Raw genomic sequence first — 16,612 nt, forward strand, 5'->3', positions numbered from 1 at the left:
ACCGGGGTATGACCGCCCGGAGGTTGAGGCCGGGCAGACCGGGGCCGGATACCGTCGGGGTGTGGACGCGGCCCCCTCCCCCTTCGCCCGGCGGCTGAGCCGTGATCAGCTGATCGCGCTCGACTGCCTGGCGGGGGCGGTCATCTCGCTCTTCCTCCTCTCCGCCGCGGCCCGTTCCACCGCGCCGGAGTGGGCCAGGCTCGCGCTGCCCCTCGCGCTCGGGCTGCCGCTGGCCGTGCGGCGGCTCTGGCCCAGGACCGTCTTCTGCGCGGTGCTCGCGCCCGCGGTGGTGGCCATGGCCCTCCACGTGACGGGGGGTGCGTACGTCGCGCCCGCCTACGCGCTCTACACGGTGGCGCTGACCGCCCGGCGCGGCGGGCGGCCGCCGTCCCAGGGCGTCGTCGGGCTCAGCGTGGCGGTGGCGGCCGGGATGGCGGTGGCGGGGACGCCCGCCCCGTCGGCCGGGTTCCCCGGCGACGTCCTGTTCGGCGCGGCGGCCCTGGGCGGGGCCTGGACGGTGGGGCGGGCGGTCGGCGAGCGCAGGGCCTACACCGTCTGGACCGCCGAGCGGCTGGCCCGCGACGCTGTGGTCGAGGAGCGGCTGCGCATCGCCCGGGAGCTGCACGACGTGGTCGCGCACAGCATGGGCCTGATCGCGATCAAGGCGGGGGTGGCCAACCACGTCATGCGGACCCGTCCCGAGGAGGCGCACGACGCGCTGCGTGTGATCGAGACCGAGAGCCGGGGCGCGCTCGTGGAGATGCGCCGCCTGCTCGGGGTGCTGCGCGCGGACCCGGCCGATCTCGGACCGGCTCCGGGCCTCGGAGGGCTGCCCGGACTGGCCGAGCGGGCGGGCCTGGCGGGGGTCACCGTCGATCTCGACGTGCGCGGCTCCGGCGGGTTGCCGGAGGGAGTGGGACTGTCGGTGTACCGGATCGTGCAGGAGGCGCTCACGAACGTGGTCAAGCACGCCGCCCCGGCGCGCTGCCGGGTGGAGGTCGAGGACGACGGGAGGCAGGTGCGGATCGAGGTGACCGACGACGGTCCCGGGCCCGGGACGCTCCCGCCGCGCGGGGAGGGACACGGGCTGACCGGGATGCGGGAGCGGGTCATGATGTACGGCGGAGCCTTCGAGGCCGGCCCCGGGCCGGGACGGGGCTTCCGGGTGGCCGCCCGCCTGCCGTACCGGGAGACGCCGGATCGGGAGACCTCGCGCCGGGAGGCGCTGACCCGGGGAACGCCGGATCGGGGGACGTCGTGATCCGGGTGCTCATCGCCGACGACCAGGCGCTGATCCGGGGCAGCTTCCGGGTGCTGGTCGAGTCCGAGCCCGACCTGACGGTGGTCGGCGAGGCGGGTACGGGGGCCGAGGCCGTCGAGCTCACCGCGCGGGAGAGCCCCGACGTGGTCGTGATGGACGTGCGCATGCCCGAGATGGACGGGATCGAGGCGACCCGGCGGATCGACGGCCGGGCCAGGGTGCTGGTCGTGACCATGTTCGACCTCGACGCCTACGTCTACGCCGCCCTGCGCGCCGGGGCCAGCGGCTTCCTGCTGAAGGACACGCCGCCGGCCGATCTGCTCGCCGCCGTCAGGGTGGTGGCCTCGGGCGAGGCGCTGCTCGCGCCGGTCGTCACGCGCAGGCTGATCGAGGAGTTCACCCGCGTCCCCGCCCGGCCGGTCGTCCGGGGGCTGGACGAGGTGACCGGGCGGGAGCGCGAGGTGCTCACGCTGATCGCCCGCGGTCTGTCGAACACCGAGATCGCCGCCCACCTGCACCTCAGCCTCGCCACGGTCAAGACCCACATCGGCCGCCTGCTCGCCAAGCTCGCCGCGCGCGACCGCGCCCAGCTCGTCATCGCCGCCTACGAGAGCGGCCTCGTGACCCCGGCGCGGGGCGGCGACGTCCGGCCCGGGTGAGGACGGCGGCCACCCGGCCCGGGACCGGCCCCGTGTCTCCCGCTCCCGCCCGGGCGGACGGGGCGGTCCAACGAGGGCGGACGGGGCGGTCCATCGAGGAGGGACGGGGTGGCCCGGCGGGGACGGGCGGGTCAGCCCGACAGGGGCGGGGCGGTGCTGCCGCGGGGCACGAGCCGGGCCGCCCGGTCCTCGAAGCCGGTGATCTCCCCGCCCTCCCCGGCGACCAGGGCGAGCAGGGCCTTGGCGGCGTGGGCGCCGTAGGCGGGGATGTCCCGGCTGAGGGCGGTCAGCGCGGGGCGGACGACCTGGGAGAGCGGGGAGTCGTCCCACGCCACGATGGACAGGTCGTCCGGCACGTCGAGCCGCATCTCCTGGGCCGTGGACAGGCCGGCCACGGCCATGATGTCGTTGTCGTAGACGATCGCCGTCGGCCGGGCGGGGGAGCCGATCAGGCGGCGGGTGGCCCGCGCGCCCTCCTCGCCGGTGTAGTCGGTGTGCATGATGGTGTGGCCCTCCACCCCGAGCTCCCGGCACACGGCGGTGAACGCCTGGTCGCGCAGGACGGTGTGGACGAGCTCGGGCAGCCCGGCGACCCGGGCGATCCGGCGGTGCCCGAGCGCCGTCAGGTATTCGACGGCCTCGCGGACGGCCACGGTGTCGTCGGACCAGACCGGTACGAGCGTGCCGGACTCCGACGGATGGCCGAGCACGACGACCGGCAGCCCCAGCTCCTCCAGCTCGGTGACCCGCGGGTCGGAGAAGCGCAGGTCCACCAGGATCGCGCCGTCCACCCGCCGCTCGCCCCACCAGCGCCGGTAGATCTCCACCTCCTGGCCGGGCTCGGTCACCACCTGGAGCATCAGCGCGTACGACCGGGCCGAGAGCTCGCTCTCGATCCCGCTGATCAGTTCCATGAAGAACGGTTCGACGCCCAGGATCCGCGCGGGGCGGCACACGGTCAGGCCGATGGTGTGCGCGCGGGCCCCGCTGAGGGCCCGCGCCGCGCTGTTGGGGCGCCAGCCGATCTCCTCGGCGATGGCCTTGATGACGGCCCGTTTCGCCTCCGACACCCCGGGGCGGTCGTTCAGCGCGTAGGAGACCGCCACTTTGGAGACGCCCGCCCGGCGAGCGATGTCGGCGATCGTCGGTCGCTTCACTGAACCCCCTGGTTGAACCGATTAATCACATGTCGAGCAGACTTTACCCCCGGCGTTCGCGCCCGGTCCCCTTCTCCCTGTTCCTCGGCCCGGAGGACCTCCCGCAGCGACGTCTCAAACGAGTCACGGCTATTGACGGCGCGGTTACGCGGAATTTACGTTCGCCGTACTTACCCGGTTCACCGTGCTGGCGACGTGGGCGGGGAGTGGCGACTGCCTGTCCGCGGAAGGGGACCCCCTCCCCGCCGGTTCAGGAAAGGGGACGTGCGTGCCTACACCGTGGGAGCGCTCCCACTGCCGGAGGATACTCTGACCTCCGGATTCTCATCGGGGCTGGAAGACGTTCGGACCTCCGCACAGTGCGCGGGGGAAGGAGAGAGACGATGCGAAACCCCGTGCGGATCGTGATCCCGGTCCTGGCCGCGGGCCTGCTCGCCGCGGCCTGTACGAGCGGCGAGCCCACACCCAACACTCAGAACACCCAGGCGGGGAACCCGTCCGCCGTCAACCCGGCCAACCCCAACTCGCTGCCGCGCCACGAGACGCTCTACACCAGCGGGACCCAGTGGGGCCCGCCGGCCAACTTCAACGCGATCCGGGAGTGGGACTACGCGACCGGGACGGAGGGGCTGGTCTACGAGTCGCTGTTCCACTTCGACCCGAACACCTCCAAGCTCGTCCCGTGGCTGGCCCAGAGCGGGAGCTGGATCGACGACAAGACCTACGAGATCAAGCTCCGCCCGGGCGTCACCTGGTCGGACGGGAAGCCGTTCACGGCCAAGGACGTCGTCTTCACCCTCGAACTCGGCAAGATGGAGACGGTTCCGTACCACAACATCTGGGAGTGGATCGAGAAGGCCGAGGCGGTCGACGACCAGACCGTGAAGGTCACCTTCTCCACGGCCAACTACCAGGAGTGGGACTTCCAGCTCTACGGCCGCGCCATCGTGCCCCAGCACATCTGGCAGGGCCGCTCCGAGCAGGAGGTGCTGGACGGCAAGAACGAGAACCCGGTCGGCACCGGCGCCTACACGTACATGAGCCACGACCAGGACCGCGTCGTCTGGCAGCGCCGCGACGACTGGTGGGGCAAGACCGCGCTCAAGATGGAGCCCAAGCCCAAGTACATCGTCGACATCGTCAACTCCAGCAACGAGGTCGCGATGGGCCTGCTGCTGCAGAAGGGCATGGACCTCAGCAACAACTTCCTGCCCGGCGCGGCGAACCTGGTCAAGGGCAACTTCGGCATCTCCACCTACTACCCGGAGCCGCCGTACATGCTCTCGGCCAACACCGCCTTCCTGGTGCTCAACACCACCAAGAAGCCGATGGACGACCCGGCCTTCCGCAAGGCCCTGGCCAGCTCGATCAACACCAAGCAGATCGTCGAGGGCGTCTACGGGAACCTGGTCAAGCCCGCCAGCCCGACCGGCCTGCTGCCCCAGTGGGAGCAGTTCATCGACCAGAGCGTGGTGAGCCAGAGCGGCTTCACCTACGACGTGGCCAAGGCCAAGAAGCTGCTGGCCGACGCGGGCTACCGGGACCGCGACGGCGACGGGCTGGTGGAGAACAAGGACGGCTCGAAGATCAACCTGAACATCATCGTGCCCTCCGGCTGGACCGACTGGATGGAGGCGATCCGGGTCATCTCGGCCAGCGCGAAGGAGGCGGGGATCAGCGTCACCCCCGACTTCCCCGACTTCAACGCCCTGGTCGACAAGCGCAGCAAGGGCGACTTCGACATGCTGATCAACAACGAGCGCCAGCTGTCGAACAGCCCGTGGACCTACTACGACTACATGTTCCAGCTGCCGATCCAGAAGACGCAGAACACGGTCAACTTCGGCCGGTACGAGAACAAGGAGCTCTGGAAGCTGGTCCAGCAGCTCGACCAGGTCAAGACCGACGACGTCGAGGGCATGAAGAAGGTCATCTCCGAGATCCAGAAGACCCACCTGGAGGAGCTGCCGATCATCCCGCTCTGGTACAACGGCCTGTGGTCACAGGTCAGCAACACGACCTGGAAGAACTGGCCGTCGTCGGTGGGCAACGCGCCCAAGACGGCGCCTACGATGTGGCGCAACTGGATGGAGCTGGGCGGGTTCGAGACGCTCACGCAGCTGCAGCCCAACGCCTCCTGACCGAATGACCCCGCCCCCTCCTCTCTCCTCCTCCGGGGGGAGGGGGCGGCCCTCCCTGGGAGACCTCTCGTGCGCCGATACTTCGGTCGGAAACTTCTGGTCTACGGGCTGACGTTCTTCGTCGCCGTCACGATCAACTGGATGGTCCCGCGGTTCATGCCGGGCGACCCGGTCTCGAGCATGGTCGCGAGGACGGGGGCGAGCAATCCCGCGGCCGCGGAGACCATGCGGGTCTACTACACCGGCCTCTTCGGTCTCGACCAGCCGATCTGGCAGCAGTACTTCAACTTCTGGGCGACCCTCTTCCAGGGGGACTTCGGGATCAGCATCTGGGCGTTCCCCACCCCGGTGAGCGAGATCATCCTGGGGGCCGTTCCGTACACGCTGGCGCTGATGATTCCGGCGATCCTGCTCAGCTGGGTCGTGGGCAACTGGTTCGGCGCCTACGCGGCCCGGCGCAAGGCGCTGGACAACGCGGTCCTGCCGATCGGGTACATCCTGACCGCGATGCCGTACATGTGGCTGGCGGTGCTCCTGGCCTGGGGGCTGGGGGTCGTCGCGGGGCTCTTCCCGGTCGCCGGGGGCTACAGCTTCTCGACGCGGCCCAACTGGTCCTGGGACTTCTTCCTCGACCTGCTCCACCACTGGACGCTCCCGTTCGCCTCCCTCTTCCTGGCGGCGCTGGGCGGCTGGGCCATCGGCATGCGCAACATGATCATCTATGAGCTGGAGTCGGACTACTCGAACTACCTGTCCGCGCTCGGCGCGCCGCAGCGGCTGATCCGCAGGTACGCCTTCAGGAACGCCGTCCTGCCGCAGATCACCGGCCTGGCGCTGCAGCTGGGCGTGCTGGTGGCGGGCGCCCTGGTGACCGAGATCGTCTTCTCCTATCCCGGGCTGGGCAGCCTGATCCTCAAGGCGATCCAGAACCAGGACTTCTTCCTGCTGCAGGGCACGTTCCTGTTCATCGTGCTCGGCGTGCTGATCGCCAACTTCATCATCGACATCGTCTACGTCGTGGTCGATCCCCGGACACGGGCGGGAATGGCGGGTGCGCAGGCATGACGGCACTTCAGGAAGTCCCCGCGCAGGACGCGCAGGCCCCCGCGGTCGTCCGGCGCGAGGCCCTGCACTTCGCGCTGCGCAACGGCAAGCTGGTGACCGGCCTGGCCATCGTCCTGTTCCTGCTCCTGCTGGGCCTGCTCGGCCCCGTGCTGATCGGCGGGACGCCGAACGCGTACGGCACCCGGCCCATGCAGCCGCCCTCGGGAGAGCACTGGTTCGGCACCACGACGTTCGGCCAGGACGTCTTCACCCAGTTCGTGCACGGCCTGCGCACGACCTTCGCGGTCGGCGCCCTGGGCGGCGGCATCGCCGCGGTCATCGGCATGCTGGTCGGCTTCGTCGCCGGGTACCGGGGCGGGCTGATCGACGAGGCGCTGAACATGTTCACCAACATCGTCCTCGTCATCCCCACGCTGGCCGTCCTGCTGATCATCAACGCCTACCTGGGCGTGCGCAGCGTCGGCGCGCAGGCCCTGTTCATCGGCCTGACCTCCTGGCCCTGGGCGGCGCGGGCGATCAGGGCGCAGACGTTCTCGCTGCGCACCCGGGACTTCGTGGACCTGGCCAGGCTCAGCGGCGCGAACACCTGGAAGATCATCACCAGGGAGATCGCGCCGAACATGAGCTCCTACCTGTTCATGACGTTCATCCTGCTGTTCGGCGGCTCGATCCTCATCGCCTCCTCGCTCGACTTCATCGGGCTCGGCCCCACCGAGGGCATCTCACTCGGGCTGATGCTGCAGAACGCCAACCAGTGGAGCGCGATGCAGCTGGGCCTGTGGTGGTGGTTCATCCCGCCGGGCGCCGGGATCACCGCGGTCGTGGGCGCCCTGTACGTCGCCAACGTCGGTCTCGACGAGGTCTTCAACCCGAAGCTGAGGGAGACATGAGTCTGCGGGTCAGCGATCTGAAGGTGTACTACAAGACCCTCAAGGGCCAGGTGAAGGCGCTCGACGGGGTCTCCTTCGAGGTGGGGGACAGGGAGATCCTGGGCCTGGCGGGGGAGTCCGGCTGCGGCAAGACGACGCTGGGCAAGAGCCTCATCCGGATGGACGGCCGCATGCGCCACATCGGCGGCACGGTCGAGCTCGACGGCGAGGAGATGCCGATCGGGGACGACCGGCGGATGAACGCCTTCCGCTTCCACGAGGTCTCGCTCATCCCGCAGTACTCCATGAGCGCCCTGAACCCCACCCGCAAGATCGGCAAGATGGTGGCCGAGCTCCTGCACTCGCGGGGGGTCGCCCTGGACGCCGGGAAGCTGCGCGGGCGCCTCGACGCGGTGGGGCTCCCGCACGAGGTGCTGGACCGCTACCCGATCGAGCTGTCCGGCGGCATGAAGCAGCGCGTGGTCATGGTCGTCTCCACGCTCCTCGACCCGTCGCTGCTGATCGCCGACGAGATCACCTCCGCCCTGGACGTGTCCACCCAGAAGGCGGTGGCCGGGGCGCTGGCCGCCTTCCGCGACGACGGGCTCGTCAAGAGCATGATCTTCGTCACCCACGACCTCTCGCTGACCTACCAGATCGCCGACACGATCATGGTCATGTACGCGGGCAAGCTCGCCGAGAAGGCGCCGGCCAAGGAGATCGTCGAGGCGCCCCGGCACCCGTACACCCGCCTGCTGATCAACTCGCTGCCCGAGGTCGGGGTGCGGTACGCCGACCGGAAGCTGACCGGCATCGCCGGCAGCCCGCCCTCGCTGCTGAACCCGCCCAAGGGCTGCCGCTTCAGGGACCGCTGCCCCCTCGCCTTCGCCCAGTGCGAGCAGGAGCCGCCGGTGGTCGAGGTCGCGCCCAACCACTCCGTCGCGTGCTGGAAGGCCTGATGCTGAAACTCGACAACGTCACGAAGGTCTACCGGGTCGGCGCCTTCGGCGGGAAGACCCTGACCGCGGTCGGTGACGTGAGCTTCGACGTGCGCCCCGGCGAGGTCGTCTCCCTCATCGGGGAGAGCGGCAGCGGCAAGAGCACGATCGGCAAGATGATCCTCGGCCTGACCCCGGTCACCGGGGGCTCGATCACCCTGGACGGCGTCCCCGTCGCGCCGGGCAAGGAGTACTACCGGCACGTCCAGGGCGTCTTCCAGGACCCTTTCAGCTGCTACAACCCGGTCTTCAAGGCCGACCGGGTGTTCCAGATGATCAAGGAGGCGTACTACCCCGGGGTCTCCGCGAAGGACTGGGCGGTGCGGGTGAACGCCGCGGTCCGGGACGTGCGGCTCGACCCCGACCAGGTCCTCGGCCGGTACCCGCACCAGCTCAGCGGCGGCCAGCTCCAGCGCCTCCTCATCGCCCGGGCGCTGCTGCTGGACCTCAAGCTGCTGATCGCCGACGAGATCACCAGCATGCTCGACGCCTCCACCCGCATCGACGTGCTCAACCTGCTGGCCGAGCTGAAGGAGCGCGGCCTGGGGGTGCTGTACGTCACGCACGACCTCTCGCTGGGCACCTACCTGGCCGAGCGCACCGTCGTGCTGCGGCACGGGCGCGTGGTCGAGATGGGGGAGACCGACAAGGTCTTCGGCAACCCCCTGCACCCCTACACGCGGCAGCTGCTGGCCGCCGTCCCGCGCCTGCACGCCTCCTGGGAGGAGGCCGAGCCGGTGACGGACTGTCCCTATCACCGGGGCGAGGCGTCCGGAGGGCTGTTCGAGGCGGAGGAGGGGCACTTCGTGGCGTGCGCCCGGCTCGAAAGCTGCCCCGAGTGACCGTCGTCCGCCGGAGACACCGGAAGGAGAGCACCTCTTGACTTCGTACCGTCCGCTGCACGACGGATGGACCCTCACGGCGGTCGCGCAGGACGCCGGGGTGGCGGGCGTGGCCGCGACCGTCCCCGGCTGCGTGCACACCGACCTGCTCGCCGCCGGGATCATCGAGGACCCCTACCTGGACGACAACGAGAGCCGCCTGGCCTGGATCGGCCGGACCGGCTGGGCGTACGAGACCACGTTCGCCTGGACCGCGGACGGGCACGAGCGGACCGACCTCGTCTGCGAGGGGCTCGACACCGTCGCCACCGTGATCCTCAACGGCGTGCGGATCGCGGACACCGCCAACCAGCACCGCTCCTACCGCTTCCCGGTCCGGCACCTGCTGCGCGAGGGCGACAACACGCTCACCGTGCTCTTCGACTCGCCGTACGCCTACGCCGAGGCCCGGCAGGCCGCGCTGGGGGAGCGGCCGGGGCCCTACGACGAGCCGTACGCGTTCATCCGCAAGATGGCCTGCAACTTCGGCTGGGACTGGGGCCCGACGCTGGTCACCTCCGGAATCTGGCGGCCGATCGGGCTGGAGAGCTGGAGCGGCGCCCGGCTGGCCGAGGTGCGGCCGCTGGTGACCGCGGACGGCGCCGTCGGCCGGGTCGAGGTGCACGTCGCGGTCGAGCGCGCCACGGAGGGGCCGCTCACGGTCACCGCCGAGGTGGCGGGGGGCCCGGAGGTTCCGGGGATCGCGGCGGAGGCCCGGCTCTCGGCCGGCGAGCGGCGGGGCGTCCTCACGCTGACCGTCCCGGAACCGGAGCGGTGGTGGCCGCGCGGGTACGGCGCGCAACCCCGCTACGACCTGACCGTACGGCTGGACGCCGCCAGGGACGCAACCGGGGACGCGGCCGGGGAGGCCGCCGGGGCTGAGGGGCAGGACGCGTCCGGGACGCCCGGCACGGTTACGTCCGGCACGGGGACGCTGGGCACGGTGACCAGGAAGATCGGCTTCCGATCCGTCCGCCTCGACCGGACCGGCGGCGCCTTCACCCTGCACGTCAACGACGTCCCGGTCTTCGTCCGGGGCGCCAACTGGATCCCCGACGACTGCTTCCCCGCCCGCGTGACCCGGGAACGCCTGGCCGGGCGGTTCGAGCAGGCGCTCGGCGCGGGGATCAACCTGCTGCGGGTCTGGGGCGGCGGCCTGTACGAGTCCGAGGACTTCTACGACCTGGCCGACGAGCGGGGCCTGCTGGTCTGGCAGGACTTCCCCTTCGCCTGCGCGGCCTACCCGGAGGAGGAGCCCTTCCGCTCCGAGGTCGAGGCCGAGGCCCGCGAGAACGTGGCCCGGCTCGCTCACCGCCCCAGCCTGGTGCTGTGGTGCGGCAACAACGAGAACATCGAGGGCCACGCCGACTGGGGCTGGCAGGAGGAGCTCGCGGGGCGCAGCTGGGGCTCCGGCTTCTACTACGACCTGCTCCCGTCGATCGTCGCCGAGCTCGACCCGACCCGCCCCTACTGGCCGGGCAGTCCCTACTCCGGCGCCCCCGGCCTGCCGCCCAACGACCCGGCAAGCGGCACCATCCACATCTGGGACGTCTGGAACCGCGAGGACTACACCCGCTACGCCGCCTACCGTCCCCGGTTCGTGGCGGAGTTCGGCTTCCAGGGGCCGCCCGCGTACGCGACGCTGCGCCGCGCCGTCAGCGGCGAGCTGACCCCCGACGCCCCGCTGGTGCTGCACCACCAGAAGGCGATCGACGGCAACGGCAAGCTCCTGCGCGGCCTGGGCGAGCACCTGCCGCGGCCCGGGACCTTCGACGACTGGCACTACTACACCCAGCTCAACCAGGCACGGGCGATCACCTACGGCATCGAGCGGTTCCGCGCTCTGGCGCCGCACTGCATGGGCACGATCGTCTGGCAGCTCAACGACTGCTGGCCGGTGACCTCCTGGGCCGCCGTCGACGGCGACGGCCGGCGCAAACCCCTGTGGTACGCCCTGCGCCGCGTCTACGCCGACCGCCTGCTCGGCGTCCTGGACGGCGTGGTCGCGGTGGTCAACGACGGCGACGAGCCGTGGCGGGGGGAGCTGGAGCTGGTCCGGCACAGCCTGGACGGCGAGCCGCTGGCCAAGGAGACCGTCGCCGTGGAGGCGGCGCCGCGGTCGGTGACCAGGGTGGAGATGCCCGCGGCGGCCGGAACGCCCGGCGACCCCGCGCGGGAGCTGCTCGTGGCGCGCCTGGGCGAGAGCCGTACGGTGGCCTTCTTCGCCGAGGACACCCGGGTGGCCTTCCCCGAGGCGGCCTACGACGCGCGGGCCGAGCCGGTCCCGGGCGGCTACCGGGTGACGGTCACCGCGCGCACCCTCCTGCGCGAGCTGGCCCTCTTCCCGGACCGGATCGACCCCGCCGCCTCGGTGGACGACATGCTGGTGACCCTGCTGCCGGGCGAGAGCGCGACCTTCCACGTCGCCGCCGGGCGGGAGCTCGACCCGGCGGAGCTGACCGGCTACCCGGTCCTGCGCTGCGTGAACGAGACCCGGCGGAGCTGACCGGCTTCCCGGTGCTGCGCTGCGTGAACGAGACCCGGCGGTGACCCGCTCCCGGGCGGGCACCACTCGGTGATCCGTTCTCGGGGCGGGCGATACCGGCGCCCCCTCAGGGCGGGCTCCGGGAGGCGGCCCGCCCCGAGGGCAACCATGCCCGTTTCGCTATCGGATGCGAACCTCTGGGCGCTCTCCGGAGTCTCATCTACAGAGAAATCACGACTGGGGGAGACCACCCGATGCCGCGCCCGTTCACCGCCGTGCCCAGCACGCGCCCGCTCGCCGCCGCCATGTTCACCGCCGCCCTCGCCGCCTCCACCGGCCTGGCCGCCGTGCCCGCCGCCGCCTCCACCGGCCCGGCCGCCGCGCCCGCCGGGTCCGCGCCGTCCGAGGCGCTGTACGGCTTCGCCTGGGCCGACGGCCCCTCCACCCTGCGCATCACGCCGGCGAAGGCGACGCCCGTCAAGCAGCACGGCATCGTGCGCTACAAGCTCACGCCCATCCCCGGCGCCAAGGAGCGGCGGATCGGCTACGCCGGCGCCGACTTCCGCAGGATCACCGCCGCGTGCGACCTGAAGGAGACCGAGGGCGTCGTCAAGCTCGACAAGAAGGGGCTGGGCAAGACCCGCTGCGGGGAGGACGACCTGTCCTTCGTGCTCAGCCTCGGGCCCGCGCCGGTCCGGATCTCGACGGGCGCGGTCCCGCGGGTCCACGAGTTCATCGCGCTGCCGACCCGCGCCAAGACCGCCTTCGGCACCGTCAAGCGCGTGAACGACACCACCGTGGTCTTCGCCAAGGGCAGGTCGCGGACCACGCTCCACTACACCCTCCTGGACTTCCGCCGCGCGACCAAGCGGTGCGGCGACTCCTGGCTGGCCAACCACGTCAACGCCGACCGCGACGGCCTCGGCACCAAGGCGTGCGGCACCCGTTCCTTCACCAAGGCGGTGAAGGGGGCCCGGTACCCCGTCCTCGCCAAGGTGGAGTACGACCCGGTCAGCCGGCAGCTGATCCAGGTCTGGGAGGTCTTCGGCGACGCCTGATCAGCGGCGCGGGGTGACCAGCCCGGACTCGTAGGCGAAGACGACGAGCTGGGCGCGGTCGCGGGCACGGAGCTTGATCATGGCCCGGCTGACGTGGGTCTTGACGGTGGCCGGGCTGATCACCATGTGCGCGGCGATCTCGTCGTTGGACATGCCGCGCGCGACCAGCGCGGTCACCTCGCGCTCGCGGTTGGTGAGGGGCTCCAGCACGCGGGGTGAGAGATCGGGGCGGCGGGAGACGTACGCCCCGATCAGCCGGCGGGTGATCGCCGGGGAGAGCAGCGCGTCGCCCCGCGCGGCGACCCGGACGCCCTGGAGCAGGTCGGCCGGGTCGGTGTCCTTGACCATGAACCCGCCCGCGCCCGCGCGCAGGGCGTCGAAGACGTACTCGTCCAGCCCGTAGTTGGTCAGGATCACCACGTGGACGCCGCTCAGCCGCGGGTCGGCCGCGATCCGCCGGGTCGCCTCGATGCCGTCCAGCACCGGCATCTGCACGTCGACGAGCGCGACGTCGGGCAGGTGCTCGCGGGCCAGGGCGACGCCCCGTTCCCCGTCGGCGGCCTCGGCGACCACCTCGATGTCGTCCTCGGCCTCCAACAGCGCGCGGAAGCCCGCCCGGATGAGGGCCTGGTCGTCGACGAGCAGCACGCGGATCATGACGTCTCCTCCACGGGACACCCGGTCCGGGTCAGGGGGGACCCGGTTCCCGGCGGGGATGCCCCGATCTCCGCCACGGGGAGCCGGGCGCGGACGGTGAAGCCGCCCTCCGGGCGGGGTTCGGCGCGGAGCTCGCCGCCGAGGGCGGTGACGCGTTCGCGCATGCCGGTCAGCCCGTTCCCGGGCGCCGGGGGCGCGCCGGGGCTCGCGCGGCCGTCGTCGTCCACCCGCACCACCAGCTCCCCGGGACCGTAGCCGATGTGCACCGCGGCCGAGGCCCGGCCCGCGTGCCTGGCGACGTTGGTGAGCGCCTCCTGCACGATCCGGTAGGCGGAGTGGTCGACGGCGGAGGGCAGGGCGCGGCGCTCGCCGGCGACCGTCACGGTGGTGGGCAGACCGGCGGCGCGGGCCCGGTCCACCAGGTCGCCGAGGTGCTCCAGCCCGCTGGCCGGCGACTGGGCGGACGGCTCGCGCAGCACCTCCAGCGTCGCGCGCAGCTCGCGCATCGCGTCGCCGGCGGCCTCCTGGATGGCCAGCAGCGCGTCCGGCGCCTTCTCGCCGCGCTTGCCGGCCAGGTGGACCGCGACACCGGCCTGCACCTTGATGATCGAGATGCTGTGGGTGAGGGAGTCGTGCAGCTCCCTGGCGATGCGCAGCCGTTCCTCCCCGGCCCGGCGCAGCGCGGCCTCCTCGCGGGTGCGCTCGGCCTCGGCGGCCCGCTCCTCGGCCTGCCTCAGGTAGGCCCGCTGGTGCCGGCTGACGGTCCCCATGACGCCGGCGGCGAGGAACCAGCCGACCAGCAGGACCGTGCTCTGGACGATCTCCTGCGCGGCCTGCCCGGAGGCGGCGGCCAGGCGGGAGGCCAGGGTGCCGCCCAGGAACACGGCGCCGGCGGCGGCCGCGGGCAGCGGGCGGCCCGCCCGGACCGCGGTGTAGACGGTGATCAGGACGGGGAAGCCCGCCGGCGGGCCCGGATCGTTCCGCACGGCGTAGAACAGCATGCAGGCCGTGACGGTCAGCAGGACCGCGATCGGGGCCCGGCGGCGCAGGGCGAGCGCGAGCGAGCCGGCCAGGACGGCGAGGTGGTCCGGGAGACCGGCGCCGGGCAGGGCCAGCGCCCCGGCCTCCTGCAGGACGGCGACCACCACGGCGAGCGCCGCGTCCACCACCCAGGGGTTCTTCCCGGTGGCGCGGATCGTGACCAGGGCCTGGGCCGCCGCGTCCGCCGCCCGCGGACGCCTCCCGGGATCGTGCCTCATTCCAGCACCCTAGAACCGCCCGGCCCGAAGATCATCCCCATGGCGCCGTATTTCCGTGCTACTCCCGGTGTCGTATACGGGTCGCGCCTGCGCCCGGAGGTGTAGTCGAGAAGCCTCCCCCCGTACGACGACCGGGGGCGGTCCCGGGAGCGACGATCTCGGGCATGGCCGCGTCCTTCCGCCACGCCGCCCCGGTCCCGCGGAGACGGCCGGCGGCCCGTCGCATATGACCTCCCGAGGAGAAGCCCCCATGGCATCACCACGTTTCCTCCCGCTGCTCCGCGCCGCGGTCGCCCTGCAGGCGGTCGCGATCCTGGTCCAGGCGATCACCGCGGGCCTGCTGCTGTCCTCGCCGGGCGGGCGGACGCTGCACGCGGCCTCGGCGGGGGTCCTGCTCCTGGCCGGTCTCCTGCACCTGGCCGCCGCGGTCCTGGTGTGGCGTCCCGGCGGCGGCCCGCCGCGCGCCATCGCCCCGGCGGCGGGTCTGCTGGTCGCCACACTGGTGGAGATGGCGCTCGGCATGGCGCACCTGAAGGCGCTCCACGTGCCGGTCGGGGTGCTGATGTTCGGCGGGAGCGTCGTCAGGCTCGTCCAGGTCTGGGCCGACCGCCGTGCCGACGCGACGGCCGCGGTATGACGATGACGAGGCGGCGGGCGCTGGGCCTGCTCGGGCTGGGGACGGTCGCGGCCGTCTCCGGGCTCTCCGGCTGCTCCCTGCTCGCCGGGACCCCGCAGCCCAAGCTGCTGCCCAGCACCGCGCCGCTGCCCGCGCCGTTCACCGTGCCGCTGCCGCTGCCGGAGGTGGCGGCGCCGTCCCGGACGGACGGCCGGGCCGACTACTACGAGCTGGTCCAGAGCGCGGCCGAGGTGGAGATCCTGCCCGGCCTGCGCACCCGGGTCTGGGGGTACGGCGGGACCTTCCCCGGGCCGACGATCGAGGCGCGCAGCGGGCGCGAGACCGTCGTGCGCGTCTCCAACGGGCTCGGCGCGCCGACCGTGACGCACCTGCACGGCGGCCGGACCCCGCCGGAGTCCGACGGCTACCCGACCGACCTGGTGCAGCCGGGCGCCCGGCGCGACTACGTGTTCCCGCTCGACCAGCGGGCGGCCACGCTCTGGTATCACGACCACCGCATGGACTACACCGGGCAGCAGGTGTGGCGCGGGCTGGCGGGCTTCTTCCTGGTGCGCGACGACGAGGAGGACGCGCTGCCGCTGCCGGAGGGCGAGCGGGACATCCCGCTGATGATCTGCGACCGCTCGTTCGCCGAGGACGGCTCCATGCCGTACCCGGGCTTCGCCGACCGGCCCGGCGTGCGCGAGCCGTACATGGGCGGGGTGCTGGGCGACGTCATCCTGGTCAACGGCGCGCCCTGGCCGGAGCTGCGGGTCGAACGGGCGCGCTATCGCTTCCGGCTGCTCAACGGCTCCAACGCCCGGCCGTACGAGCTCGCGCTCTCGCCGGGCGGGACGATCGTGCAGATCGGCAGTGACGGCGGTCTGCTCACCGCACCGCGGGGGATGAGCCGGGTACGGCTCTCGCCGGGCGAACGGGCGGACGTGATCGTCGACTTCGCGGCCTACCGGTCCGGCGACCGGGTGGAGCTGCGCAACCTCGACGGGGAGGGGCCGCAGGGCCGGGTGATGCGCTTCGCCGTCGGCGGTGACGCGCGCGACGACTCGGCGATCCCGCGGACGTTGTCGCGGGTCGAGCGGCTGGACCCGGCCGCGGCGAAGGTGACCCGGGACTTCGCGTTCACCGGCGGGAGCCTGCACGGCGGCACGGGGTGGCTGATCAACGGCAATCCCTTCGACCCCCGCCGCGCCGAGGCCCGCCCCCGCCTGGGCGACACCGAGATCTGGCGGCTGACCAGCGACGTCGCCCACCCCGTGCACCTGCACCTGGACCACTTCCAGGTGCTGTCGGTCAACGGCGAGCGCCTGGAGGGCCCGCCGGAGTGGAAGGACACCGTCGAGCTGCGCGACGCCCAGACCGTCGAGATCGTCACGAGGTTCACCGGCTACCGCGGCCGGTACGTCATGCACTGCCACAACCTCGAACACGAGGACATGGCGATGATGGCCAACTTCGAGGTCGTGTGACCCGCCCCCGCCGATCACT

At 72.2% G+C, this 16,612-nt stretch carries 14 protein-coding genes; 11 read left to right on the forward strand and 3 right to left on the reverse strand.

What is annotated here, in order from left to right; genetic code table 11:
* The first annotated feature begins 61 nt into the window (after positions 1 to 61).
* Together Plo01_RS10385 and Plo01_RS10390 are read left to right on the forward strand one after the other, a co-directional pair.
* Entirely contained in the window at positions 62 to 1,261 is a 1,200-nt protein-coding gene (locus tag Plo01_RS10385; protein WP_203890316.1) for a sensor histidine kinase, read from the forward strand.
* Positions 1,258 to 1,920 (forward strand): response regulator, encoded by a 663-nt coding sequence (locus Plo01_RS10390; protein WP_203890317.1) that lies wholly within the window; start codon positions 1,258 to 1,260, stop codon positions 1,918 to 1,920. The genes Plo01_RS10385 and Plo01_RS10390 overlap by 4 nt, the downstream gene beginning before the upstream one ends.
* 131 nt (positions 1,921 to 2,051) lie before the next feature.
* Here Plo01_RS10390 and Plo01_RS10395 read toward each other — a convergent pair whose 3' ends face one another.
* Positions 2,052 to 3,077, reverse strand: a complete 1,026-nt coding sequence (locus Plo01_RS10395; protein WP_203890318.1) for a LacI family DNA-binding transcriptional regulator — start codon at positions 3,075 to 3,077, stop codon at positions 2,052 to 2,054.
* Between the two features lie 383 nt (positions 3,078 to 3,460).
* On the opposite strand from Plo01_RS10395, the gene Plo01_RS10400 reads away from it, so the two are divergent.
* From Plo01_RS10400 to Plo01_RS10430, 7 genes are all read left to right on the forward strand, one after another.
* A complete protein-coding gene (locus tag Plo01_RS10400) occupies positions 3,461 to 5,218 on the forward strand; it encodes an ABC transporter substrate-binding protein (RefSeq protein WP_203890319.1) in 1,758 nt (585 codons plus the stop codon).
* Between the two features lie 69 nt (positions 5,219 to 5,287).
* Entirely contained in the window at positions 5,288 to 6,283 is a 996-nt protein-coding gene (locus tag Plo01_RS10405) for an ABC transporter permease (protein ID WP_203890320.1), read from the forward strand.
* Complete coding sequence (locus Plo01_RS10410) at positions 6,280 to 7,173, forward strand: ABC transporter permease (protein WP_203890321.1); 894 nt, start codon at positions 6,280 to 6,282, stop codon at positions 7,171 to 7,173. Before Plo01_RS10405 ends, Plo01_RS10410 begins: the two co-directional genes overlap by 4 nt.
* Complete coding sequence (locus Plo01_RS10415) at positions 7,170 to 8,111, forward strand: ABC transporter ATP-binding protein (protein ID WP_203890322.1); 942 nt, start codon at positions 7,170 to 7,172, stop codon at positions 8,109 to 8,111. Before Plo01_RS10410 ends, Plo01_RS10415 begins: the two co-directional genes overlap by 4 nt.
* Positions 8,111 to 8,992: an ATP-binding cassette domain-containing protein gene (locus tag Plo01_RS10420; protein WP_203890323.1), complete on the forward strand. Its 882-nt coding sequence runs from the start codon at positions 8,111 to 8,113 to the stop codon at positions 8,990 to 8,992. The genes Plo01_RS10415 and Plo01_RS10420 overlap by 1 nt, the downstream gene beginning before the upstream one ends.
* Before the next feature lie 37 nt (positions 8,993 to 9,029).
* Positions 9,030 to 11,537, forward strand: a complete 2,508-nt coding sequence (locus tag Plo01_RS10425) for a glycosyl hydrolase 2 galactose-binding domain-containing protein (RefSeq protein ID WP_203890324.1) — start codon at positions 9,030 to 9,032, stop codon at positions 11,535 to 11,537.
* 233 nt (positions 11,538 to 11,770) lie between these two features.
* Complete coding sequence (locus Plo01_RS10430; protein WP_203890325.1) at positions 11,771 to 12,574, forward strand: hypothetical protein; 804 nt, start codon at positions 11,771 to 11,773, stop codon at positions 12,572 to 12,574.
* On the opposite strand, the gene Plo01_RS10435 is transcribed toward Plo01_RS10430, so the two are convergent.
* Together Plo01_RS10435 and Plo01_RS10440 are read right to left on the reverse strand one after the other, a co-directional pair.
* Positions 12,575 to 13,231, reverse strand: a complete 657-nt coding sequence (locus Plo01_RS10435; RefSeq protein WP_203890326.1) for a response regulator — start codon at positions 13,229 to 13,231, stop codon at positions 12,575 to 12,577.
* Complete coding sequence (locus tag Plo01_RS10440; protein ID WP_203890327.1) at positions 13,228 to 14,490, reverse strand: sensor histidine kinase; 1,263 nt, start codon at positions 14,488 to 14,490, stop codon at positions 13,228 to 13,230. The genes Plo01_RS10435 and Plo01_RS10440 overlap by 4 nt, the downstream gene beginning before the upstream one ends.
* A gap of 250 nt (positions 14,491 to 14,740) precedes the next feature.
* On the opposite strand from Plo01_RS10440, the gene Plo01_RS10445 reads away from it, so the two are divergent.
* A complete protein-coding gene (locus Plo01_RS10445) occupies positions 14,741 to 15,127 on the forward strand; it encodes a hypothetical protein (RefSeq protein WP_203890328.1) in 387 nt (128 codons plus the stop codon).
* Positions 15,124 to 16,593 carry a multicopper oxidase domain-containing protein gene (locus Plo01_RS10450; protein ID WP_239316121.1) on the forward strand — a complete coding sequence of 490 codons (1,470 nt, stop codon included), beginning with the start codon at positions 15,124 to 15,126 and terminating at the stop codon, positions 16,591 to 16,593. The genes Plo01_RS10445 and Plo01_RS10450 overlap by 4 nt, the downstream gene beginning before the upstream one ends.
* Positions 16,594 to 16,612 lie beyond the last annotated feature (19 nt).

This window comes from Planobispora longispora (assembly GCF_016863135.1).
Lineage (GTDB): Bacteria > Actinomycetota > Actinomycetes > Streptosporangiales > Streptosporangiaceae > Planobispora > Planobispora longispora.